The sequence below is a fragment of the Flavobacteriales bacterium genome (genome assembly GCA_030584065.1).
Classification (GTDB): domain Bacteria; phylum Bacteroidota; class Bacteroidia; order Flavobacteriales_F; family PHOS-HE28; genus PHOS-HE28.
Window position 1 is genome coordinate 3,616,416 of record CP129489.1, and the last position, 20,946, is coordinate 3,637,361.

Annotated in this window: 18 protein-coding genes and 1 riboswitch; of the genes, 7 read left to right on the forward strand and 11 right to left on the reverse strand. The window is 65.9% G+C overall.

The features are described 5' to 3' along the window. The 5 genes from QY325_15055 to QY325_15075 all read right to left on the reverse strand — a co-directional run bounded on the left by QY325_15055 (position 1) and on the right by QY325_15075 (position 5,137). Complete coding sequence (locus QY325_15055) at positions 1 to 573, reverse strand: DapH/DapD/GlmU-related protein (GenBank protein WKZ66074.1); 573 nt, start codon at positions 571 to 573, stop codon at positions 1 to 3. 106 nt (positions 574 to 679) lie between these two features. Continuing rightward, positions 680 to 1,537, reverse strand: coding sequence for an ABC transporter substrate-binding protein (locus QY325_15060; GenBank protein WKZ66075.1), 858 nt, complete (start codon positions 1,535 to 1,537; stop codon positions 680 to 682). 102 nt (positions 1,538 to 1,639) lie between these two features. Beyond that, on the reverse strand, positions 1,640 to 2,638 hold the full coding sequence (locus QY325_15065) for an SDR family oxidoreductase (GenBank protein ID WKZ66076.1): 999 nt from the start codon (positions 2,636 to 2,638) through the stop codon (positions 1,640 to 1,642). 13 nt (positions 2,639 to 2,651) lie between these two features. Continuing rightward, positions 2,652 to 3,983 carry a UDP-glucose/GDP-mannose dehydrogenase family protein gene (locus tag QY325_15070; protein WKZ66077.1) on the reverse strand — a complete coding sequence of 444 codons (1,332 nt, stop codon included), beginning with the start codon at positions 3,981 to 3,983 and terminating at the stop codon, positions 2,652 to 2,654. Between the two features lie 38 nt (positions 3,984 to 4,021). Then, entirely contained in the window at positions 4,022 to 5,137 is a 1,116-nt protein-coding gene (locus tag QY325_15075) for a DegT/DnrJ/EryC1/StrS family aminotransferase (protein WKZ66078.1), read from the reverse strand. A 142-nt stretch (positions 5,138 to 5,279) separates the two neighbouring features. On the opposite strand from QY325_15075, the gene QY325_15080 reads away from it, so the two are divergent. Together QY325_15080 and QY325_15085 are read left to right on the forward strand one after the other, a co-directional pair. Then, positions 5,280 to 6,029, forward strand: a complete 750-nt coding sequence (locus QY325_15080) for a hypothetical protein (protein ID WKZ66079.1) — start codon at positions 5,280 to 5,282, stop codon at positions 6,027 to 6,029. Position 6,030: 1 nt separating this feature from the next. Further along, a complete protein-coding gene (locus QY325_15085) occupies positions 6,031 to 7,320 on the forward strand; it encodes a glycosyltransferase N-terminal domain-containing protein (GenBank protein WKZ66080.1) in 1,290 nt (429 codons plus the stop codon). A gap of 1 nt (position 7,321) precedes the next feature. Here QY325_15085 and QY325_15090 read toward each other — a convergent pair whose 3' ends face one another. Together QY325_15090 and QY325_15095 are read right to left on the reverse strand one after the other, a co-directional pair. Beyond that, the gene (locus QY325_15090; GenBank protein ID WKZ66081.1) at positions 7,322 to 8,995 is read right to left on the reverse strand and encodes a hypothetical protein; all 1,674 of its coding nucleotides are present in this window, start codon (positions 8,993 to 8,995) and stop codon (positions 7,322 to 7,324) included. Between the two features lie 74 nt (positions 8,996 to 9,069). After that, a complete protein-coding gene (locus QY325_15095; GenBank protein ID WKZ66082.1) occupies positions 9,070 to 9,432 on the reverse strand; it encodes a nucleotide pyrophosphohydrolase in 363 nt (120 codons plus the stop codon). A gap of 63 nt (positions 9,433 to 9,495) precedes the next feature. Here QY325_15095 and QY325_15100 point away from each other — a divergent pair, with 63 nt between their 5' ends. Next, entirely contained in the window at positions 9,496 to 9,837 is a 342-nt protein-coding gene (locus QY325_15100) for a hypothetical protein (GenBank protein WKZ66083.1), read from the forward strand. After that, positions 9,834 to 12,098 carry a hypothetical protein gene (locus QY325_15105; protein WKZ66084.1) on the forward strand — a complete coding sequence of 755 codons (2,265 nt, stop codon included), beginning with the start codon at positions 9,834 to 9,836 and terminating at the stop codon, positions 12,096 to 12,098. The genes QY325_15100 and QY325_15105 overlap by 4 nt, the downstream gene beginning before the upstream one ends. Before the next feature lie 3 nt (positions 12,099 to 12,101). Here the strand turns inward: QY325_15105 and dtd are convergent, their stop codons facing one another. The 3 genes from dtd to rsgA are packed head-to-tail and all read right to left on the reverse strand — an operon-like array spanning position 12,102 to position 14,367. Next, positions 12,102 to 12,554, reverse strand: coding sequence for a D-aminoacyl-tRNA deacylase (gene dtd / locus QY325_15110; GenBank protein ID WKZ66085.1), 453 nt, complete (start codon positions 12,552 to 12,554; stop codon positions 12,102 to 12,104). 1 nt (position 12,555) lies between these two features. Further along, the gene (locus QY325_15115; GenBank protein WKZ66086.1) at positions 12,556 to 13,401 is read right to left on the reverse strand and encodes an HAD family acid phosphatase; all 846 of its coding nucleotides are present in this window, start codon (positions 13,399 to 13,401) and stop codon (positions 12,556 to 12,558) included. Between the two features lie 6 nt (positions 13,402 to 13,407). Further along, on the reverse strand, positions 13,408 to 14,367 hold the full coding sequence (rsgA, locus tag QY325_15120) for a ribosome small subunit-dependent GTPase A (protein ID WKZ66087.1): 960 nt from the start codon (positions 14,365 to 14,367) through the stop codon (positions 13,408 to 13,410). A 150-nt stretch (positions 14,368 to 14,517) separates the two neighbouring features. Beyond that, positions 14,518 to 14,616, forward strand: a riboswitch (TPP riboswitch). A 33-nt stretch (positions 14,617 to 14,649) separates the two neighbouring features. Between rsgA and QY325_15125 the strand changes: the two genes are divergently transcribed. From QY325_15125 to QY325_15135, 3 genes are all read left to right on the forward strand, one after another. After that, positions 14,650 to 17,031, forward strand: a complete 2,382-nt coding sequence (locus tag QY325_15125; GenBank protein ID WKZ66088.1) for a TonB-dependent receptor — start codon at positions 14,650 to 14,652, stop codon at positions 17,029 to 17,031. A gap of 557 nt (positions 17,032 to 17,588) precedes the next feature. Beyond that, the gene (locus QY325_15130; GenBank protein WKZ66089.1) at positions 17,589 to 17,924 is read left to right on the forward strand and encodes a T9SS type A sorting domain-containing protein; all 336 of its coding nucleotides are present in this window, start codon (positions 17,589 to 17,591) and stop codon (positions 17,922 to 17,924) included. 78 nt (positions 17,925 to 18,002) lie between these two features. Further along, on the forward strand, positions 18,003 to 18,974 hold the full coding sequence (locus QY325_15135; protein WKZ66090.1) for a T9SS type A sorting domain-containing protein: 972 nt from the start codon (positions 18,003 to 18,005) through the stop codon (positions 18,972 to 18,974). Positions 18,975 to 18,976: 2 nt separating this feature from the next. Here QY325_15135 and QY325_15140 read toward each other — a convergent pair whose 3' ends face one another. Further along, positions 18,977 to 20,932: an adenylate/guanylate cyclase domain-containing protein gene (locus tag QY325_15140; GenBank protein ID WKZ66091.1), complete on the reverse strand. Its 1,956-nt coding sequence runs from the start codon at positions 20,930 to 20,932 to the stop codon at positions 18,977 to 18,979. Positions 20,933 to 20,946: the final 14 nt, after the last annotated feature.

Consider the following 20,946-nt stretch of genomic DNA (forward strand, 5'->3'; position numbering starts at 1 on the left):
TCAGGCGATGCGCGTCACGCGCCCGTTCTCCAGCCGGTAGCGCTGACCGCTCTCCGGGCAGGCGGCCTCACCGGCCTCATTGAACCTCAGCTTATGGCCGAACTCGCTCATCCAGCCGGTCTGCCGGGCGGGATTGCCGACCACGAGCGCGTAGTCGGGTACCTCCCGGGTCACCACGGCGCCGGCCCCCACGAAGGCGTAGCGGCCGATATCGTGCCCGCAGACGATGGTGGCGTTGGCCCCGATGGAAGCGCCCTGTTTCACGAGCGTGCGAAGGTACTGGTCCCTGCGCGCCACGGCGCTGCGCGGGTTGATGACGTTGGTGAACACGCACGACGGGCCGAGGAACACGTCGTCCTCGCACTCCACGCCGGTGTAGATGCTCACGTTGTTCTGCACCTTCACGTTGCGGCCCAGCCTCACGCCAGGGCTCACCACCACGTTCTGCCCGATGTTGCAGCCATCCCCGATCACGCAGCCCGGCATGATGTGCGAGAAATGCCAGATGCGCGTGCCCTCGCCAATGGTGCAGCCCTCGTCGATGACGGCGGTGGGGTGGGCGGTGTAGGGCATGCGCTCAAGCCGTCATGCGCTCATCAGGCCAGCAGCGCATGACAGGGCCGCGAATGTACCTCTTCCGGTTGATGTGGGAGTGCGCTGGCTGCCAGTAGGTTACCTATTACTCCTGGGGTCCGCAGCACACGCGGGTCAAGTCCGCATCCTCCGGCACCAGGGCAAGGTCCTGAAGGGTGGCGATCAGCGGTTGCAGCACCCTGCCATCCGGCCTCGCGACCTGCCAGCGCACGTGCCGCAGCCATTCCCGCGCCAGTTCATTCCGGAAACCCGCGTTCTGCGTCACCAGGTCCACGGTGTGCGCGCTGTGGTCCAGGCCGCGCACGGCACGGTCCAGTACGGCGAGGGCTTCTTGCATGGTGCCCTGATGGGCAAGCGCGAACTCCTCCCGCGCCACGATCACGAAGCCGGGCCAGTCGCCACGCACCTCGTCCACGCGGCGCATCACACCGGCCTCCACGTAGTGTGAGGTGACGTAGGTCTCCCACAGGAAGATGACCGGGGGGCCTTCGGCCATGCGCCGGGCCGCACCCTCCATGTTGTGCACCACCACAAGGTCCTCTGGGCGCGGACGCCAGCCGAGCCGCTCGGCATAGAGCATGGCCATGATGTGGCTTCCGCTGCCCAGCCTGCTGATGGCGAAGGGAACACCCTTGAGGTCGCTGGGATGGTGCAGGGCGGACGAGGCGGGCACGTGCACGCCCCACGGCAGCGGGCTCTCCACGAAGGTGCTCACGATGCGGTGCGGGCCGCCGTTGAGGATGTCGCGCACGGCGCCCTCGGTCACCAGCACGGCCATGTCGAGTTCGCCATCGCGGAGCATCTGGCACATGCGTCCGGTGCCTTCATGCACGGTGTGCCACTGCAGGTCGATGCCCGCCTCCGCGAATCGGCCCTGCTCCATGGCCAGGTGCCAGGGCAGGTTGTAGGGCTCGGGAACACCCGCGATGCGGAGGGTCGTCATGCAAGGGTCAAGTCACAAGGAACAAGTGCCAAGGGACAAAGGTGCCTCGAGATGTCCTGTTCCTTGTCACTTGCTACTTGACACTTGTCACTTGTCACTTGCCTACTTCCGCACATACCCCTCGAAGCTGAAGTGCTCCTTCTCGTTCAGCTCTTCCGGGGTCAGGCTCTTGAAGTAGTCGTAGGTGATCTTCAGCCCTTCGGCGCGGCTCACCTTCGGCTCCCAGCCCAGCAGCTTGCGGGCCAGGGTGATGTCCGGCTGGCGCTGCATGGGATCATCCTTGGGCAGCGGCTTGTAGACCACCTTCTGCGTGGTGCCCGTGAGCTTGATGATCTCCTCGGCGAATTGCGCGATGGTGATCTCGCTGGGATTCCCCACGTTCACCGGACCGGCGTAATCGCTCAGGAGCAGGCGGTATATGCCCTCCACCAGATCATCCACGTAGCAGAAGCTGCGCGTCTGCGAGCCGTCGCCGAACACGGTGAGGTCCTCGCCGCGCAGGGCCTGGCCGATGAAGGCGGGCAGCACACGGCCGTCGTTGAGGCGCATGCGCGGGCCGTAGGTGTTGAAGATGCGCACGATGCGCGTCTCCAGCCCGTGGTAGGTATGGTAGGCCATGGTGATGGCCTCCTGGAAGCGCTTGGCCTCATCGTACACGCCGCGCGGACCGATGGGGTTCACGTGGCCCCAGTAGTCCTCGGTCTGCGGATGCACTTGCGGATCGCCATACACCTCGCTGGTGCTGGCCACCAGGATGCGCGCGCCCTTGGCCTTGGCCAGGCCGAGCAGGTTGTGCGTGCCCAGGCTGCCCACCTTCAAGGTCTGGATGGGGATCTTCAGGTAATCGATCGGCGAGGCCGGGCTGGCGAAGTGCAGGATGTACTTGATCGGCCCCGGCACATGCACGAACTTGGTGACATCGTGGTTGTAGAACTCGAACTGCTCCAGCTTGAAGAGGTGCTCGATGTTCTTTAGCCGGCCGGTGATGAGGTTGTCCATGCCGATGACATGGTAGCCCTCCTTGATGAAGCGGTCGCAGAGGTGCGAGCCCAGGAATCCGGCGGCACCGGTGATGAGGACGCGTTCGCGCTTTACGGACATGGGGCGTTGGGGCTTAGGCGTTCACCGGCTTCTTGGCGCCCACGGTCTGCCGGCCCACGCTCTCATAGGTGAATCCGAGCTTGGCCATCTCCTCCAGCTCGTACAGGTTGCGGCCATCGAAGATGGTCTTCTCCTTGAGCAGCTCCCCCACGCGCTTGAAGTCGGGGGTGCGGAAGAGCGCCCATTCCGTGGCGATGATGAGCGCATCGGCTCCCTTGAGCGCCTCATACTCGTCCTTTGCGAAGGCGACCTTGTCCCCGACGAGCTTCTTCACGTTGGCCATGGCTTCGGGGTCGAAGGCGGTGACGCTGGCGCCGGCCTTCAGCAGCTCGTCGATCACATAGAGGGCCGGTGCTTCGCGGATGTCGTCCGTGTCGGGCTTGAAAGCGAGGCCCCAAAGCGCGAAGTGCCTGCCCTTCAGTTCGCCGAAATGCCGCTTGATCTTGGGGATGATGGAGGTCTTCTGCCCCTCGTTCACCTCCATCACGGCATTGATGATCTGGAACTCGTAGCCGGCCTCTTTGCCGCTCTTGGCCAGGGCCTGCACATCCTTGGGGAAGCAGCTGCCGCCGTAGCCGATTCCGGGGAAGAGGAAGCGCTTGCCGATGCGGCTGTCCGTGCCGATGCCGATGCGCACCTTGTCCACATCGGCGCCCACGCGCTCGCAGAAGTTCGCGATCTCGTTCATGAACGTGATCTTGGTGGCCAGGAAGGCGTTGGCGGCGTATTTGGTGAGCTCCGCGCTGCGCTCGTCCATGAAGATGATGGGGTTGCCCTGGCGCACGAAGGGCTTGTAGAGGTCCTCCATCACCTTGCGGGCGCGCTCGCTGCTGGTGCCCACCACCACGCGGTCGGGCTTCAGGAAATCGTCCACCGCGAAGCCCTCGCGCAGGAACTCGGGGTTGCTCACCACATCGAAGAGCTCCTCCTTGGCGTGCTTCGCCAGTGCGGCATGCACCTTCTCCGACGTGCCTACGGGCACGGTGCTCTTGTCCACGATCACCTTGTAGTCGGTGATGATGCGGCCCAGCTCATCGGCGACGCCCAGCACGTACTTCAGGTCGGCGCTGCCGTCCTCGCCCGGGGGCGTGGGCAGGGCCAGGAAGATGATCTGGGCATCCTTGATGGCGCTGGCCAGGTCGGTGGTGAAGTGCAGGCGGCCCTGGCGGATGTTGCGCTCGAAGAGCACATCGAGGTGCGGCTCGTAGATGGGCACCTTGCCATCCTTCATCATCTGCACCTTGTTGGCGTCGATGTCGACGCAGATCACATGGTTGCCGGTCTCGGCGAAGCAGGTGCCGGTCACCAGCCCTACGTACCCTGTTCCTACTACTGCGATGTTCATGGGAAGGTGGGGGCCGGAGCTTCCCGGCCCTTGCTTGTTTACTGGTTGAAGAAGCGCTTCACCGCGCCGGTGATGTGGCTGAGTTGGTCGTTGTCGAGCTCGGTGCTCATGGGCAGGGAGAGCACCTCGTGGGTGATGGATTCGGTCACGGGCAATGATCCTTCGCCGAAGCGGGCCGTCTTGTACGCATTCTGCAGGTGGCAGGGTACAGGGTAGTAGATCATGGCGGGAACGCCCCGGTCCTCCAGGTGCTTCTTGAGGGCGTCGCGCCTTCCGCCCGCCACCTTCAGGGTGTACTGGTGGAAGACATGGGTGCTGCTGGCGCTGCGCTCCGGCAGGGTCAGCCCCGGAATCCCTGCGAAAGCCTCGTCGTAGGCGGAGGCGGCGCGGTTGCGCGCTGCGGCGTAATCATCCAGGTGCCGCAGCTTGATCCGCAGGATGGCGGCCTGAAGGCTGTCCAGCCGGCTGTTCACGCCCACCACCTCGTGGTAGTAGCGCACATCGCTGCCGTGGTTGCACACCCGGCGGAGCTTCTTCGCCAGGTCGTCGTCATTGGTGAACAGGGCGCCGCCGTCGCCGTAGCAGCCCAGGTTCTTGCTGGGGAAGAAGCTGGTGGTGCCGATGTGGCCGATGGTCCCGGCCTTCTTCTTCGAACCGTCGCTGAAGGCGTAGTCGCTGCCCACGGCTTGGCAGTTGTCCTCGATCACGAAGAGGCCGTGTTCCTTGGCGATGGCCATGACCTGCTCCATGTCGGCGCTTTGGCCGAAAAGGTGGACGGGTACGATGGCCCGTGTCTTCGGCGTGACCTTCCGCTTGACGTCGGCGGGGTCGATGTTGAAGGTGCCGGGCAGCACATCCGCGAACACCGGCGTGAGGCCCAGCAAGCCGATCACCTCCACGGTGGCCACGAAGGTGAAGCTGGGGGTGATCACCTCATCGCCTGGCTTCAGCCCCAGCGCCATCATGGCGATCTGCAGGGCGTCGGTGCCATTGGCGCAGCCGATCGCATGCTTCACGCCGAGGTAGGCAGCCAGCTCCTGCTCGAAGCTCTTCACCTCCGGGCCATTGATGAAGGCGGCGCTCTCCAGCACCCGGATCACCGCGGCATCCACTTCGTCCTTGATCCTGTGGTATTGGCCGACGAGGTCGACCATTTGGATGGGCTTCGTAGGCGCGGTGGATTCCATCGATCGGCGGATGAAGGGGTTCGGAGAGCGGCGCCGAAGATAGCCACGCCCCTTGCCGGGTGGCGGCTGCCGGCATTCCGCCGACGGACGCACACGGTACCTTCGCCGCATGCGCGCCCTCATCGCCCTCCTCGCGTTCCTTCCCTGCGCCGCCCAGGCCCAGCGGACGGGCAGCATCCGGGACAGCACCATCGCCTTGGTGGCCGTGCAGCCTAGCTATGCGCACCAATGGCCGGGCGGCGACCTCGAGACCCGATTCGGCCATAACAGCAACATCGGCATCTCGGCCTACCGCAAATTCCGGAGCAATTGGCTGGTAGGCGGGGAGGGGAGCTTCCTCTTCGGCAATCAGGTGCGCGAGCCGGGCATCCTGCGGAACGTGGTGAACAGCGCGGGGCAGATCGTGGACAAGGACGGACTCATGGCCGATGTCTTCCTCTACCAGCGGGGCTGGACGGCCTTCGGGTTCGCCGGGCGCCTGTTCCCGGTCATCGGACCCAATCCCAACAGCGGGCTGGTGGTGAAGGTGGGCGCCGGCTACATGCGTCACAAGGTCAGGGTGCAGACCCAGCGCAACGTGGTGCCGCAGCTCGAGGGCGACTACCTGCAGGGCTATGACCGCCTCACTGCGGGCCCGGCGGTGCTCGGCTACGTGGGCTACCACCATTTCGGCAATCGCCGGCTCATGAACTTCCACATGGGCGCAGAGGTGATGGCGGGCTTCACGGAGCCGCTGCGGGCCTACAACTTCGATACGGAACAGTACAATACCGGCGGTCGTACGGACCTGCTCATGGGGCTCCGGGCGGGCATCACCCTGCCCATCTACCGCCGGGCGGACGATCGCTACCGGTACTGAGATGCCGCTGCTCTACGACTTGGGCCTGGGGCTCTACCATGCAGGCATCCGGCTGGCCGCGCCGTTCCACCCGAAGGCCCGGCGATGGGTGGCCGGCAGGCACGGGCTCTGGGAGCGGCTGCAGGCCAGGCGGAGCGAGCTGAACGGCTGCCTGTGGATGCACTGCGCCAGCGTGGGGGAGTTCGAGCAGGGCCTGCCGGTGCTGGAGGCGCTCAAGGCGGACCGCCCTGACCTGCCGGTACTCGTCACCTTCTTCAGCCCCAGCGGGTATGAGGCGCGCCGGCACCATCCCATCGCCACGCATGTGGAGTACCTGCCGGCCGATGGCGCCGCCAGGGCCCGCCGGATGATCGGCTTGGTGCAGCCGAAGGCCGTGCTGTGGGTGAAGTACGAGTTCTGGTACCACTGGCTGAGCGCATTCCGCCGTGCGCGCGTGCCGGTCTTCCTGGTATCCGGCATTTTCAGGCCGGAGCAGCCGTTCTTCCGGTGGTGGGGGCGCACGCACCGGCGGATGCTCGCCTGCTTCGAGCGGCTATTCGTGCAGGACGAGGCCTCGCGCGACCTCCTCGCTACGATCGGGGTCGGCCAGGTGACCGTGAGCGGCGACACCCGCTACGATCGCGTGGATGCCATCGCCCGCACCGCGGGCGTAGTGCCCATCGGCAAGGCCTTCCAGCGCGCCATGGAAGGCCCCGTGCTCATCGCCGGCAGCACATGGCCCCAGGATGAGCAGGTCATCGCAACGGCTTTGGGCCGCATGAGTCGGCCGCCCCGCCTGCTGCTTGTGCCCCATGAGCTGGATGAGGCCGGGCTGCAGCGCGCCGAGCGCATGATGCCGAAGCCCGTGGTGCGTTGGAGCCATTTGGAGGAGCTGCTCGCGGCTCCCTCCGCTCCGGCCGGGGATGGCCCTCCGGACGAGGATCCCTTGTTCGCGCGCACCCTGCTGGTGGACCGCATGGGGCTGCTGGCCCGCCTTTACCAGCACGGGAGCATCGCCTATGTGGGAGGGGGGTTCGGTGATGGCATTCACAGCACCTTGGAGGCCGCGGCCTGGGGCCTGCCGATCCTCTTCGGCCCCGAGCACCGCAAGTTCGCCGAGGCCAAGGCCCTGCTCGAGGCCGGCGGCGCCCGTGAGGTGCGCGATGCCGAAGGCCTTCAGCACGCGCTGACGGGCCTCATCCAGGACGCGGGAATCCGTGAGGCAGCCGCAGTCGCTTCGCTCGGCGTGGTACGCGAGGGCGTTGGGGCCACGCGTCGCATCGCCGCGGCAGTGGCGCCGTTCCTCGGCTGAATCAGCGCGCCGTTTCCTTGATCAGATCGATCCGCACCGGCTGGTAAGTGCTGCCGTTCAGCGTGCCGGTGCCGAGCAGGTAGTGCTCGTCCTTCCCCGCGGTGAGGATCCGCGCGCCGCAGATCAGGTCCTGCGCTCCGCCGCTGGAGAGGATGGACTTGGTGATGAAGGCGCCCTTGTCATCGAAGGCGGCATAGACCGAGTACGGCACCCCCACGTCCTTGGTCGTCACCGGCTGCTTGGCCTTGCGCAGGGCGGCCATGTTCTCGCTGTCGAGCAGGAAAAGGAAGAGCCGGTCGCCGTGCAGCACGCCGTGCGGTGCGCCCACGATCGGGCTCAGGGAGTCCACCCAGCGCTGGAACACGGTGCTCCATTGCTCGTTGCCATCCTTGTCGAAGCTGCGCGCCTGCACCGGGCCATGGTAGTGGATGAGGAACTCGCGACGGGCACCCTGTTCGCGGCGAACGATGGTGAAGCGCACGGCATTGATGATGAAGAATCCGCCATCGCTGCGATGCAGCACCGCCGCCACATCCGTGCCCCAATCCAGGCGCTCCTCGAACTTCTTGCCGCTCTTGAGCAGGGCCTTCACCTCTTCATCCTCCTCCGCATCGGAGGATTCCGTCACCGAGCGGCCGCCGCCATCGCCGAGCCCTTCGCCCGAGAAGGGCGCCAGCCAGGGCGCACCCCATTCCGAGGAGCCCTTCGGGAGCAGGCACGTGAAATTCCCGGCGGCGCTGCCCCGGGAGTCCGTTGCATATAGCCCGTGGTAGGCGAGGGCGCCGTCGCGGGTTCCCATCAGCAGGCCGCCCGTGGGTCGCTTGCCCTCCTCCAGCGGCAGCTGGGCGGGTGCGATATCCGCCGCATCGAGCCGATAGAGCACAACCTCCGAGGTGCTGCCGTTGAAGGCGTTCTCCTTGGACCGATTGCGCAGGATCACATAGGCCGAGCCGTCCGTGTGGGGCATGGCCGAGACAAGGTCGACGCCCTCGGCACGCGGATCGAGCCGAAGCAGGTGCTGCCACTTCACCGTCATGGTGCGGTCCACCAGCGCGAAGAGGTAGAAGCGCTGCTCATCCTTGTCGCGCAGCTCGGCGCTGTGGAGGAGCATGTGTGAGCTGTCACCGGCCACGATGGCACGGAAGGGCTGCCGGGTGGGGGTGCCGGGCTTGGGCTGGCCGGGCTCCTTGGGCTGCGGCTTGGGTTCATCGAGCTGCACGGGGAAGGTGCAGATCCGGTCGAATGCGGGTGGCTGCCGCGTCAGGTTGGGGTCCACATGCTGCCAGAAGAGGGCCACCTCCTCATCGCGCTGGTTGCGGGCGATGAGCATGGGCTTCCCCCGGAAGACCACCAGGTCCTCCAGCAGCAGCTTCTCGTTCGATGGACCCTTGATTGCCGGCTCCAGGTTGCGCAGGAACACGAGCTTGTCCCGGTCGTAGAGCTCCAGCCGCGCCTCCTGCTTGGTGGTGGGGCGCCGGTCGAACTCGGGATTGCGGAGCAGCATCACGGCGTTGGCATTGCTGGCAATCAGGCTGGTGGGCATGATGCTCGCGTCGCCCATGGGGAATTCGCCCATCCGGGCCTTTACCTTCACCTTCACCTCGGTCTTGGGCTGGGCATGCGTGAGGCCGGGGATGAGGGCGATGAGCAGGAGCATTGTTCGGATGGCGGTCATGAGCGGTCGGTATTGCGGGGCGTGAATGTAGCGGGACGGGCCTTGCCAGCACCGTGCCAAGCCGGTCGTGAGGCTCACCGGAGCTTGGGGTTGCTGCGGTGCCGGTCGGCATCGCGCGCTGTCTTGGCCGCCATGCGGCGGTGCCATGCGGCCTGCAGGTCCGTGCCGGTCTGGTTGGCCAGGCAGATGACCACGAAGAGCACATCGGCGAGTTCCTCGCCGAGGTCCTTGGCCTTGTCGCTCTCCTTCTCGCTCTGCTCGCCATAGCGCCTTGCCATGATCCGCGCCACTTCGCCGACCTCTTCGGTGAGCATGGCCATGTTCGTCAGCGGGTCGAAGTACCGCACGCCGGTTGATCCGATCCAGGAATCCACTTCGGTGCTCAAAAGTTCCAGCGGGGCTGGCGCATTAATCCCGAATTCCTTAGTTTCGATCATCTTTCAGGCTGAGTTATGCACAAAGGTCTGTGTCCTTCGGGGAGAAGCAACTGGGCGCTGGCCTTGCTGACCCTTGTGCTGCTGTGCCTGGCGCCGCGCAAGGCCGTCGGCCAGGATTTGGTGCAGGCGGCCGTTGATGGCCTTTCGGACCCGCAGCAGGCCCGCACGGCGAGTGAAGCGGTGCTCGCGCTGCCGGGGGTGCTGATGGCCCGGTTCGACGTGCCCACGCGCAACATGATGCTGCACGCCACGGAGCAAGCGGTGCTGGACAAGGCCACGCTCAACGCTGCGCTGGCCGGCACCGGGGTGCAGGTGCGGTGCGTCAGTCGCCGGCCGGTGCGGCTCGGGCCCTTCCGGCATGTGGATTCCGGTCGCTGTCCGGAGCAACCCTTCATCGATCGATGACCGCAGCGGCGCAACGGATGAAGGCCACCCGGGTGCCGCAATCGCTGCGGTTGCTGGCGCTCCTGGCGGCCGCTCTCGTCATGGAAGCCGCGGTGGCGTGCATCAACGCCACGCCGTTCGGCACGGCGACAGCGCCGACCAACAACACGCCGCTGACCATCAGCACCTGTACCTTCCAGAGCGAGTACAATACGGTCAACGGCATCGTGGCGGGCGCCACTTACCAGGTGACGAGTTCCTGCGGCGGCTACGTCACGGTGCGCCGCGGCACACCGGGGGGCGTCATCGTGGCACAGGGTAATTCGCCGGTATCCTTCACGGCGCCGGTCGCCGGCACCTACTACCTGCACCTCAATACCAATGCAGCGTGCGGAACGGCATCGGTGTGCTGCACCACCACCATCACCTGCACATCGTGCACCGGGACTACGGGGTGCGTGAATACGGTCGCGTTCGGGACGGTCACCGCGCCGGTGAACCTTACGCCGCTCACCATCAGCACCTGCACCTACCAGAGCGAGTACAATACCATCAATGCCGTGGTGGCGGGCGCGACCTATACGGTCGCAAATTCCTGTGGCGGATACATCACGGTGCGCCAGACCACCTTCAACGGACCGGTGGTGGCCCAGGGCAACGCGCCGCTCACCTTCACGGCACCCGCCAACGGCACCTACTTCGTGCACTACAACACCAGCGCGGCCTGCGGTACGGCCAGCACCTGCTGCACCACCACCATCACCTGCACGTCGTGCACGGTGACCCCGCCTGCTGGAGCTTGCACTGCGGTGAACATCCCCAGCCTACCCGTCACCAATCAAGCGGTGGCGTGCCACGCATCCAACCTCCTGTCCCTGGCCAACATCGCCAACATCTGCGGTTCGGCCAGCACGCTCTACCTCGGCGGCAACGAAGCCCTTTACACGGTCACGCCCACCGTCACGGGCAACTATGCCATCAATTACACCGGGCAGACCTACAGTTCCATCTGGGTCTTCAGCGGCGCCTGCCCCGGTGCCGGAGGATTATGCCAAGGGTCGGTGAGCGGCACGGGAGCCGTACAGAATCTGACGGTGACCATGACGGCCGGTGTGCAGTACTGGATCCTCTTCGACACCTGGCCTTCGCCCCCCAGCCCCTGCCCGGGGACGTTCAGCATCACCACCTCCTCGGTACCGCCGCCGGTGGTGGCCAGCGACTGCAACCAGGCTGTGAACGTTTGCACCAACATCAATTTCCAGATTGACCCCAATGGGTTCGGCACGGTGAACGAGGTGCCGCCGTTGGGGTCGCTGGGCAACCCGGATTATCTAACCGACGGGCTGCCGAGCCCTTGGGGCACGGACAATTGGGGATGCCTCCGGGCCGGAGAGCTCAACAGCACATGGATGATCGTGAACGTCCTCACGGGCGGCAGCCTCGAGTTCACTTTCGGCGGGCTGGGCACGCAGGGCGGCTTCTACGATTGGATCATGTACCCCTACAATGCATCGGCCTGCTCGCAGGTGGCCGGGAACACGTTGGCCCCGGTCCGTTGCAACTGGAACGGCGTTTCGTTCGGAGGCACAGGATTGGCCGCCACGCTCCCGGCTGGCGGCGACGCGACCAACTTCGAGCCGCCGCTCATGGTGGGCAGCTATACGCAATGGCTCATCTGCTTCAGCAACTGGAGTTCGGTGACCACGGCGGTTCCGCTCCAGTTCGGCGGTACCGCCGTGGTGAGCTGTTCGCCATTGCCGGTGGAGCTCCTTTCCTTCGAGGCGGAGCGGCGTACCGGCGGGGTCCAGCTGGAGTGGGTCACAGCGGCGGAGCGGAATGCCTCCCGCTTCGTGGTGGAGCGCTCCTCGGATGCTGAAGCGTGGATGGAAGTGGCAACGGTTGCGGCCCAAGGGGAGTCCCATGTCACGCTCGTGTACAGGACGGAGGACCGTCACGCGCCATACGGTCAGCTTTACTACCGCCTTCGCATGGTCGATTCGGATGGCTCATTCGTGCATTCACCGGTGCGCACCGTTGGAATGGCCGGTGGCCACACGGTGGTGCCGAATCCGGCGACGGAGGGATTCACTGTATGGGATGTGCCGGAAGGTGCGCACGTGGAGCTGCTGGATGCGTTGGGCCGAGAGGTCCCTGTGCACTGGGAGCGCCATGCGGATGGCTCCGTGCATGCATCGTCATTCGATGCGGTTCCGGGCCTCTATTCCGTCCGGGTGGCCGGTTCAGGGGCCGTGGCGGTCACACGCCTGCTGCTGCAGCGCTGAGGCTCACTCGCGCGTGCGGCTGTCGATGATGATGGTCACAGGGCCGTCGTTGACCAGGGAGACCTTCATGTCGGCGCCGAATTCCCCCGTTTTCACCGGCCTTCCCACCAGCTCGGCCAGGCGCTGCTTGGCGCGCAGGTAGAGCGGCATGGCTTCCTCGGGCCTCGCGGCCCGCAGGTAGCTCGGGCGATTCCCCTTCACGGTGCTCGCATGCAGGGTGAATTGGCTCACGAGCAGCACTTCGCCATGCGCCTGCGTTACGTCCCTGTTCATCACGCCGGCCTCGTCCGGGAAGATGCGCAGCCGGGCGATCTTGCCGCAGAGCCACTCCAGGTCGTCCACCGTATCGCCGGCCTGCACACCCAGCAGCACCAGCAATCCAGGCCGTATGCGCCCATGCTCCACGCCGCCGATGGTGACGGCCGCCTCGCTCACTCGTTGCACCACTGCGCGCATGTCAGTAGCCGTTCCGTTCGAACCAGGCCCTCATCCGAGCCAGCTTCTCCGCATCGGTGCCTTTGCCATGTATGGCATCGCGCCAGGTGCCGTACATGGGGTTTGGGAGCAGGATGAAGTATTGGGATAAGCTGTCGGCCAAGGCTGTGAGGTGGCCCTTGCCATCGTCCCTAGACCGGTCCTTGAAGCGCTCATCGAAATCGCGCAACTGATCGCCCACCAGAAGCAGCACCCGGTGGGTGGAGTAAACGCGTGCCCGGCGCTCTGTCTTGTCACTCGTTCCATCCATGAGCAGCAGATGCTTCTCGTCCGCGAAGGGGAAGCCGAGGTCGCCCAGGTTCTTCAGCGTGCTGGCCTTCTCACGGATGTCGCGGTTGGTGATGTAGAACACCTCGCAATCCATGGAGGCCGCGTGGTGCAGGAACCCGAGCGCGCCGGGGGAGGCCTTGGCCGCGGCCCTGTCGGTCCATGCCTTCCAGTCGCTCTGGTCGAAGGTGCGGCCCTCGCGGATGGCATTCACCTGATATGGGCTGTTGTCCAGCACGGTCTCATCGATGTCCACGATCACGGCCAGGGGACGGCGGTCCCACTGCGCGCTGTCGAGCATCTGGCGATCGGCCTCGGCGGCCTGCCAGTTGGCCTCAAGCTTCCGATGGGCATGGTCGTAGGCCTGTTCGTACAGCCAGGCCGCTTCGGCTGAGGCATGCTGCCACAGTACGGCATCGGCGCCCTGCCAGGCCAGGCGTTGCATGGCTTCGGGTTGCCCCTCCTGGGGCAGGCGCGCAGCCCGGCAGCCCAGCAGCAGCAGGATGCCGGTAACGGTTATCAGGATGGGGTGCTTGGCCATGGGGCTTCAATCCAATCGGTAAGGGCTTTCCTCGTCGATGCCGGCGAGCATGTCCAGATAGCTGCGGTACCGGCTTTCGGCGATGCGGCCGTCCTCAACCGCCTCCCGCACGGCGCAGCCCGGCTCGTCCTTGTGCAGGCAATCGTTGAAGCGGCAGCTGCCCTTCAGCTTGAACATCTCGGGGAACTGGTCGCCGATATCCTCGGGGCGCAGGTCCACCAGGCCGAAGCCTTTCACGCCGGGCGTGTCGATGATGAAGGTGTGGCTCCCTATGCCGGCCCCCTGGAGCTCGAACATCTCCGCGAAGGTGGTGGTATGCTGCCCCTTCTCGCTCGCATCGCTGATCTCGGCCGTGTGCAGGTCGAGCGAAGGGTCGATGGCATTGATGAGCGTGCTCTTGCCCACGCCGCTGTGCCCCGCGATGAGGGTCACCTTGCCTGAGAGCAGCTCCGCTACCTGCTGCACGCCGAGCCCCTGCCTGGCCGAGGTGATGAGGGTGGGGTAGCCGGCCCCTTCATAGGTGTCCTGGTACTCGGCCAACAGGTCCAGTTCGCGCTCAGCGGTCAGGTCATCCACCTTGTTGAGGATGATGACCACAGGTACCCGGTAGGCTTCCGCGGTGACCAGGAACCGGTCGATGAATCCGCAGGAGGTGCGCGGCCGAGCCACCGTCACCAGGAGGATCGCCTGGTCGAGGTTGGCGGCGATCACGTGCTTGTAGTGGCTGAGGTTCACGCTGCGCCGCACCAGGTAGTTGCGCCGGTCGTGCAGGTCGGTGATGACCCCCGGATGCTCGGCGTCGGCTTGGGGCTCGAAGGAGACGCGGTCGCCCACGGCCACGGGATTGGTGCTCTTCCAGCCCTTGATGCGCAGGTTGCCGCGCGCCACGCATTCATGCCGCATGCCGTCGTCGCCGCGCACGAGGTAGCGGCTGCCGGTGCTGCGCATCACGAGTCCGGTGGGCATGATGGCAAAGGAATGCGGTTGACGGCGGAATAGGGAATTCCGCCGGGCTGGGCGCCGTCGGGCCGTTGTCCCCCGTCGTGCGCGCGTGCTTTCGGTGCTTGGGACAGGCGCACAGTCCATTCGCATCAACCGCACCACCTACCTTTGCCCCGTCTTGCAACGGGGTGCTCCGCCCAAGGGCGGAAGCTGAGATCATACCCGAAGAACCTGGGCAGGTAATGCTGCCAAGGGAACGGCTTCCATCTGGAGGCGCCTCCGTGCAAGTCTTCAACACGGAGGAACATGCGACCGATCCTTGCACTCTTCGCCGCGGCCCTGCTCAGTATGGGCGCCGCCGCCCAATCACGCCTCACCGGCACCATCACCGGCGGCGATGGCGTCCCGCTCGAGGGCGTGAGCATCGTGGTGGGCCCGGATGCCCGTTTCGGTGCGGCCACCGACCGGCTCGGCCGGTACGCCATCGGGGGACTGCGCGAGGGCCCGTTGCGCGTGCGCCTGTCGCGCATCGGCCATGCGCCGGTGGACACCACCGTGTCGATCGCGGCCGGTGAGAACACCTTCGACCTGCGCCTGCCCGCTGCTCCCGTCCTGCTGTCGGCCGCCGAAGTGACCGCATTGCGGGCGGGCGATCGCGCGCCCTTCGCGAAGACCGTGCTTCAGCGTGAAGACATCGACCGCATCAACACCGGCGTGGACCTGCCCTTCCTGCTGGAGCAGCAGCCCGGCGTGGTGGCCACCAGCGATGGCGGCACCGGCATCGGCTACACCTACATGCGCATACGCGGCACCGATGCCGCGCGCACCAACATCACCCTCAATGGAGTGCCCTTCAACGATGCGGAGAGCCAGGGCGCCTTCCTCGTGAACCTGCCGGACCTGGCCACCAGCGCCGAGGACATCGAGGTGCAGCGCGGCGTGGGCACCAGCACCAATGGCCCGGCCGCCTTTGGTGCCAGCTTGAACGTACGCACCACAGCGGTGAGGCGTGAGCCCTGGGCGCTCGCCAGCGTGAGCGGCGGGTCCTTCAACACGCAGCGCTACAGCGTGAGCGCCGGCACGGGATTGATCGATGGCCGCTTCAGCCTCGATGCGCGCCTCTCGTCCATCACCACCGACGGCTACATCGACCGCGCGACCGCCGACCTGAAGAGCTACTTCCTCCAAGGTGCATGGCTCGGCCGGCAGCGCGCCCTGCGGTTCATAACCTTCCGGGGGAAGGAGGTCACCTACCAGGCCTGGGGAGGCGTGCCGCGCGAGGCCATCGACACCAATCGCACCTTCAATCCCTACACCTACGAGAACGAGGTGGACAACTATGACCAGACGCACTACCAGCTGCTCCTCGACCAGCGGCTGGGTGGGAGTGTGGCGCTGAACCTCACGGTCTTCCGGGTGCTCGGTGCGGGCTATTTCGAGCAGTTCCGCGAAGACGATGACCTGGGCCGCTACGGCATCGCACCGGCCGTCATCAATGGCGACACGGTGATCAGCACCGACCTCATCCGGCGTCGCTGGCTGGACAATGCGCTCACCGGCGCGAATGCCAGCGCCGAGATCAAGCTGGGCGGGCACCGGCTCGTGGTCGGCGGCAGCTACAGCGAATACCGCGGCACGCACTTCGGAGAGGTGGTCTGGGCGCGATGGGCCGGTACGCTCGATATCCGCGACCGCTACTACGACAATGACGCACGGAAGACCGACGCGAACGCCTACGCCAAGCTCACCTATGCCCTGGGCGACCGGCTCGATGCATTCGGTGATGCGCAGGTTCGCATGGTGGAACACCGCCTGGAGATGCTCAACAGCGATTTCGCGCCGCAGCAGCAGTCCATCGCCTTCAGCTTCTTCAACCCAAAGGCGGGGCTCCTCTGGCGCGTGCACGATGGCGGCAAGGCATATGCATCGGTGGCCGTGGCGCACCGTGAGCCCAACCGCGAGGACCTGCAGGAGAGTACGCCCGATCGCCGCCCCCGCGCCGAGCGGCTGGTCGACTACGAACTGGGCTATGAGCGGGGTGCCAGCCGCACGAACGCGGGCATCAACCTCTACTTCATGGACTATGCGGATCAGCTCGTGCTCACCGGCGAGCTCAATGACGTGGGCGCAGCGCTCCGCACCAATGTGGCAAAGAGCTACCGTGCGGGCATCGAGCTGACGGGAGCGGTGCGCATCGGGCAGCGCATAACCTGGCGTGCCAACGCCGCGTTCAGCCGCAACCGCGTGCGCGACTTCACGGAATTCGTGGACGATTGGGACACCGGCGGGCAGGCCGCATTCGCCTATGCCGAGCGTGAGCTCCCGTTCTCGCCGGGTCTCGTGGCGGGCAGCGAACTGGGCTATCGCGCATGGAGCAGCGAGCGCGGCACGGCCGACATCACGTTCGTCACGAAGTACGTGGGCACGCAATACCTCGACCTCAGTACCAGCCCCGACCGCAGGCTCGACCCCTTCCTGGTGAACGACCTGCGGCTGAATGCCACATGGTTGGCCAAGGGCACCAGGGGCATCGACTTCAATCTCACGGTCCGCAACCTCTTCAGCGAGCTCTACGAGAGCAACGGCTGGGCCTACAGCTTCATCAGCGATGGCAGGCGCCAGCAGCTTGTGGGGCTGTTCCCGCAGGCGCCGCTGCATGTGCTGGCGGGCGTGAGCGTGAAGCTCTAGCGGCTACTTTTGGGTTATGGCGCCCCGATGCCTCTTCAGCGCATCGCTCTGTTGTTGGGCCATATGCGCAACAGCGCAGTTCCACGCGCTGCCGCAGGGCTATGCCGTGTGGGTGGGTGCGGGATGGGTAGGCCCCGGCTATGAGCACTACGGCTGGTCATTCACCTATGACCCTTCTGCACCGGACACGGTCATCGGTGGAGTGGCCTACATGAACTGGAATGGCATGCCGGTGCGCGAGAGCGGTACCGGTCAGGTGTATTACCGCCGCCCATGGATGGAGGAAGACCTGCTCTGGTACGACTACGATGTTGCGGTCGGGGATACCGTGCGTTTCGGGGAGGTGATGGGATTCCCTTCGGTCGATGCCGTCCGCGTGGTGAGTGTCGATACGGTTTTTCTTGGTGGGTACGCCGCGCAAACGGATCGGAGTGGCATCCTTGATCGATCCGGGAGATTGGCCCTGCGCCCATTGGATACAAGGCGTGGGAAGCACGCTCGGGCCGTTCAATATGTGCGCGGGTCCGTCGGTCTCAGGCAGCCAGTGGCTCGTGTGCATGAGCGTCGATGGAATCGTGCACTACGGGTTGTGGGAAGGTGAGCCCAATGATTGCATGGTCCACTTGGGTGTGCCGGCAAGGAACGGCCTGCAGCCGGCCTTGCGCCTGCGCCCGAACCCCGGTTCAGGGGAATTGAGCATCGGCCTTGGCAACGCCGTCGGCCTGGTTAGCATTCGCGTGTTCAACATGTCCGGGCAGATGGTGCATTCGTCTTCCGGATGGGCGGGAAGCGCGTTGGACACAACGGGCTGGCCGGCAGGCATCTACCTCGTGGAGGCCCGGGATGATGGCGGTACGGTGCGGCAAGGGCGCTGGGTGAAGCTGGCGGATTGACCTCGGCTGGGCACTAACCAAAGTTCTATTGCGGAGCGCAGGCCGGGCGTCTAGTTTGGCGCCATCAAAGCTCCTCCCATGCTTCGCTCAGTCATCTCGTCATGCGCACTCGCTTCAGTGCTCCTCGCTGCTGCACAGGCGACCTACGACGCACGGATCCTGGACTATACGGGCCTGCGCTTCGCCTGTGAGGGGAGCGCTTCGCCTGTGCTGCGGATCCAGAATGCGGGCTCGGCCACCATGGGCAGCTGCGTGGTGGAGACCTGGAGCAATGGGCTGATGGTGAACACCTTCAATTGGACCCTGGCGGTCCCAGCGCTCCAGGGCGATGTGCGCCAGCCGGTGCTGCCCGTGGTGCCGGACCTCGAGCCGGGCGATGTGCTGGAGTTCCGCATCATCAGCGTGAACGGGATCGCCGATGAGGACCCGAACGGCAATATCATGTCCGTGCCGCTCGATGTTCCAGTGGTGGCCGCCGGCAGCTATGTGATGGGCCTGGTCCTGAGCATGGCTGCCGCCCCTGATTCGCTCACGTGGGCGATCACCAATGGTGCAGCGCAGGTGGTGGCGCAGGGCGGGCCATACACCACCGGCGATGAGGTGGAGCAATGGGTGCAGCTGATGCCCGAGGAATGCTACATGTTGCGGCTGGCGGAGGTGGGCGGTGATCCGGTCGGGGGGGCGCAACTGAGCGTCTTCGTCGACGGCACTCCCGTGACGGTGCTGGATGCGGGCACCGCGGCGGCGCCCGCGCGCTCGGGAATCATCACCGGCCTCGCGATGGCTCAACCGGATCGCGGGCCGAGCGCGCTGCAGGTGTACCCGAACCCCGCTGCGGATGTTCTGCATTTGCGCCTGCCCAACGCCAAGGGCGAGCTGCGGTACCGGCTTATCGATGCCACAGGCCGCGTAGTGCTTGAGCGCGCGGCGGTCCAGGTGGCGGAAGGGCTGAGCATCGACCTGGGCCGGGTGCCGGCCGGCCACTATGCGCTGGAAGCGCAGGCGGGGCAGTCGGCGGCTCAGCGCACGCGCGTGGTGGTGCAGCGCTGAGCTCAGCCCTGCCGGCGCTCGGCGAACCACATCTCCAGCTCTCCCTTGCCCTTGGCGCTCACCCGGCCGCGCGGGAAGAAGGCGAGGTCAGGGGCATGCACGGCCAGGGCGTGGGTGGCGCCGCTGATGTTCACCCGGCCGGCCTCGCCGGACGATTCCATGCGAGCCGCGGTGTTCACGGCATCGCCCCAGATGTCGTACTGGAACTTGCGGGAGCCGACGATGCCGGCCACCACGGCACCGGTGTGCACCCCGGCGCGCATCTCGAAGGCGGGTAGCCCTTGCGCGGTGCGCGCCTCGTGCCGCGCACGCATGAATGCCTGCATGGCCAGGGCTGCGCGGATGACGTCGGCGGCGGCATCGGGGCGCGGCTCCGGCACGCCCCCGGCGGCCATGTAGGCATCGCCGATGGTCTTGATCTTCTCCACGCCGTAGCGTTCCATGATGGCATCGAAGGCCGTGAAGCAGCAGTTGAGCTCCTCCACCAGTTCGGCCGGGGAGAGGCGCTCGCTCACCCCTGTGAATCCCTTGAAGTCCGTGAACAGGATGGTCACCTGGTCGAAGTGCCGGGCCTCCGCATGCCCCTTGGCCTTTAGCTCGGCGGCCACCTCCTCGGGCAGGATGTTGTGCAGGAGGCCATCGCTGCGGTCCTTCTCCCGCTGGATGGCGGCCCGTGACCGCCTGGTGTACCGCAGCCTGTTCCAAAGCCCGCCTGCCAGCAGCAGCACTCCGATGCCGGAGAACAGGAAGATGTTGCGCTGCTCGCGCTCCCGGCCGAGCTGCTGCTGATAGGCCAGCTGGTCCTCGTACCGCTGCCGCACATTGCTCAGGCTATCGGCCAGCATGCGCTCCTGGAAGCTCCTGCTCACCTCCAGCCGGGTCACCTCCTTGCTGTTGTTGATGCGCTGGAGCGAATCATGCACCGTGGTGTATTCCGCGTGCGCCGCGTAGGCTTTCCGGTAGTCCCCCAGGCGCTCATAGGCTTGATGCAGGCAGGAAAGGCATTCGCGGCGCTGCTGCAGCAGATTGCCCTCCAGCGCGATGCGCTCACCTGCCCTGCAAGCCGCCACCGCATCGCGGGCGCGGCCGGCTTTCAGCAGGAGGGTGCCGCGGTTCACATGGGTCCGTGCCAGCGGTTTGGCGGTGCCGATGGCACCGAGGATGCGCTCCGCCGAATCGAGGCTCGCGAAGGCCTCAGGCAGTCGCCCCAATTGCCCGTACGCCCGTCCAAGGTTGTTGAGCACCATGCCCTGCTCAGGCTTCCGGCCCAGCTTGCGGTAGCGCTCCAGGCTTTGGCGGAAGAGGATGATCGCCGTGTCGGGCCTTCCGAGGTCGAGGAGCGTGCTGCCCAGGTTCATCGCCGCCTGGGCCCGGCCTTTGTCGCTGTTCAGCGCGTCGGCCAGTTCGGCGCTGCGCCGGTAGTTCTCCAAGGCCTTGGCGGGTTCCCCGAGCTCCGTGTAGAGGTTGCCGATGTTGTTGTAGGTGCCTTCGAGCCCTTCGCTGTTGCCCAGCTCCGTGTCGATGCGCAGGCTCTTCTGGAGCTGCTCAAGGGCGAGCGGCAGGTCGCCGATGCTCCGGTACACGTTGCTCTGGTTGCGGTAGGTGCTCGATTGCCGCTTGAGGTCGCCCATGGACTTGGCCAGCGCCATGCACTGCGAGAGGTGCTCCAATGCGGCCGCATGGTCGCCGCGCATGCTGCTCCCTACGGCGATGGTGGTATGCGCCTCGTAGATGGAACGGGCGGAGCGGGCACGCGTGGCCAGTTCGAGCTGCTTCCAGGCCAGGGCCACGCCGCTGTCGGGCTGCTCGAAGACGGCTTTCCAGGCCAGCTGCTGGATCGCCTGCAGCCTGGCGCTGTCAGGCCTTCCGGTATCGCTCCACACGCGCCAGAGCGAATCGGCCTGCGCCCGCGCCGAGAGCGCAACCAGGATGAGCAGCAAGGAAAGCGGGCCCCGCATGATGCGTGTATGGT

Bases quoted from the DNA above. Each gene is read 5' to 3' on its own strand.
- QY325_15085 (WKZ66080.1), top strand. From the start codon at position 6,031: ATGCCGCTGCTCTACGACTTGGGCCTGGGGCTCTACCATGCAGGCATC.
- QY325_15070 (WKZ66077.1), bottom strand. From the start codon at position 3,983: ATGAACATCGCAGTAGTAGGAACAGGGTACGTAGGGCTGGTGACCGGC.
- QY325_15080 (WKZ66079.1), top strand. From the start codon at position 5,280: ATGCGCGCCCTCATCGCCCTCCTCGCGTTCCTTCCCTGCGCCGCCCAG.
- rsgA (WKZ66087.1), bottom strand. From the start codon at position 14,367: ATGCCCACCGGACTCGTGATGCGCAGCACCGGCAGCCGCTACCTCGTG.
- QY325_15105 (WKZ66084.1), top strand. From the start codon at position 9,834: ATGACCGCAGCGGCGCAACGGATGAAGGCCACCCGGGTGCCGCAATCG.
- QY325_15060 (WKZ66075.1), bottom strand. From the start codon at position 1,537: ATGACGACCCTCCGCATCGCGGGTGTTCCCGAGCCCTACAACCTGCCC.
- QY325_15090 (WKZ66081.1), bottom strand. From the start codon at position 8,995: ATGACCGCCATCCGAACAATGCTCCTGCTCATCGCCCTCATCCCCGGC.
- QY325_15115 (WKZ66086.1), bottom strand. From the start codon at position 13,401: ATGGCCAAGCACCCCATCCTGATAACCGTTACCGGCATCCTGCTGCTG.
- QY325_15065 (WKZ66076.1), bottom strand. From the start codon at position 2,638: ATGTCCGTAAAGCGCGAACGCGTCCTCATCACCGGTGCCGCCGGATTC.
- QY325_15095 (WKZ66082.1), bottom strand. From the start codon at position 9,432: ATGATCGAAACTAAGGAATTCGGGATTAATGCGCCAGCCCCGCTGGAA.
- dtd (WKZ66085.1), bottom strand. From the start codon at position 12,554: ATGCGCGCAGTGGTGCAACGAGTGAGCGAGGCGGCCGTCACCATCGGC.
- QY325_15055 (WKZ66074.1), bottom strand. From the start codon at position 573: ATGCCCTACACCGCCCACCCCACCGCCGTCATCGACGAGGGCTGCACC.
- QY325_15075 (WKZ66078.1), bottom strand. From the start codon at position 5,137: ATGGTCGACCTCGTCGGCCAATACCACAGGATCAAGGACGAAGTGGAT.
- QY325_15135 (WKZ66090.1), top strand. From the start codon at position 18,003: ATGCTTCGCTCAGTCATCTCGTCATGCGCACTCGCTTCAGTGCTCCTC.
- QY325_15130 (WKZ66089.1), top strand. From the start codon at position 17,589: ATGAGCGTCGATGGAATCGTGCACTACGGGTTGTGGGAAGGTGAGCCC.
- QY325_15125 (WKZ66088.1), top strand. From the start codon at position 14,650: ATGCGACCGATCCTTGCACTCTTCGCCGCGGCCCTGCTCAGTATGGGC.
- QY325_15140 (WKZ66091.1), bottom strand. From the start codon at position 20,932: ATGCGGGGCCCGCTTTCCTTGCTGCTCATCCTGGTTGCGCTCTCGGCG.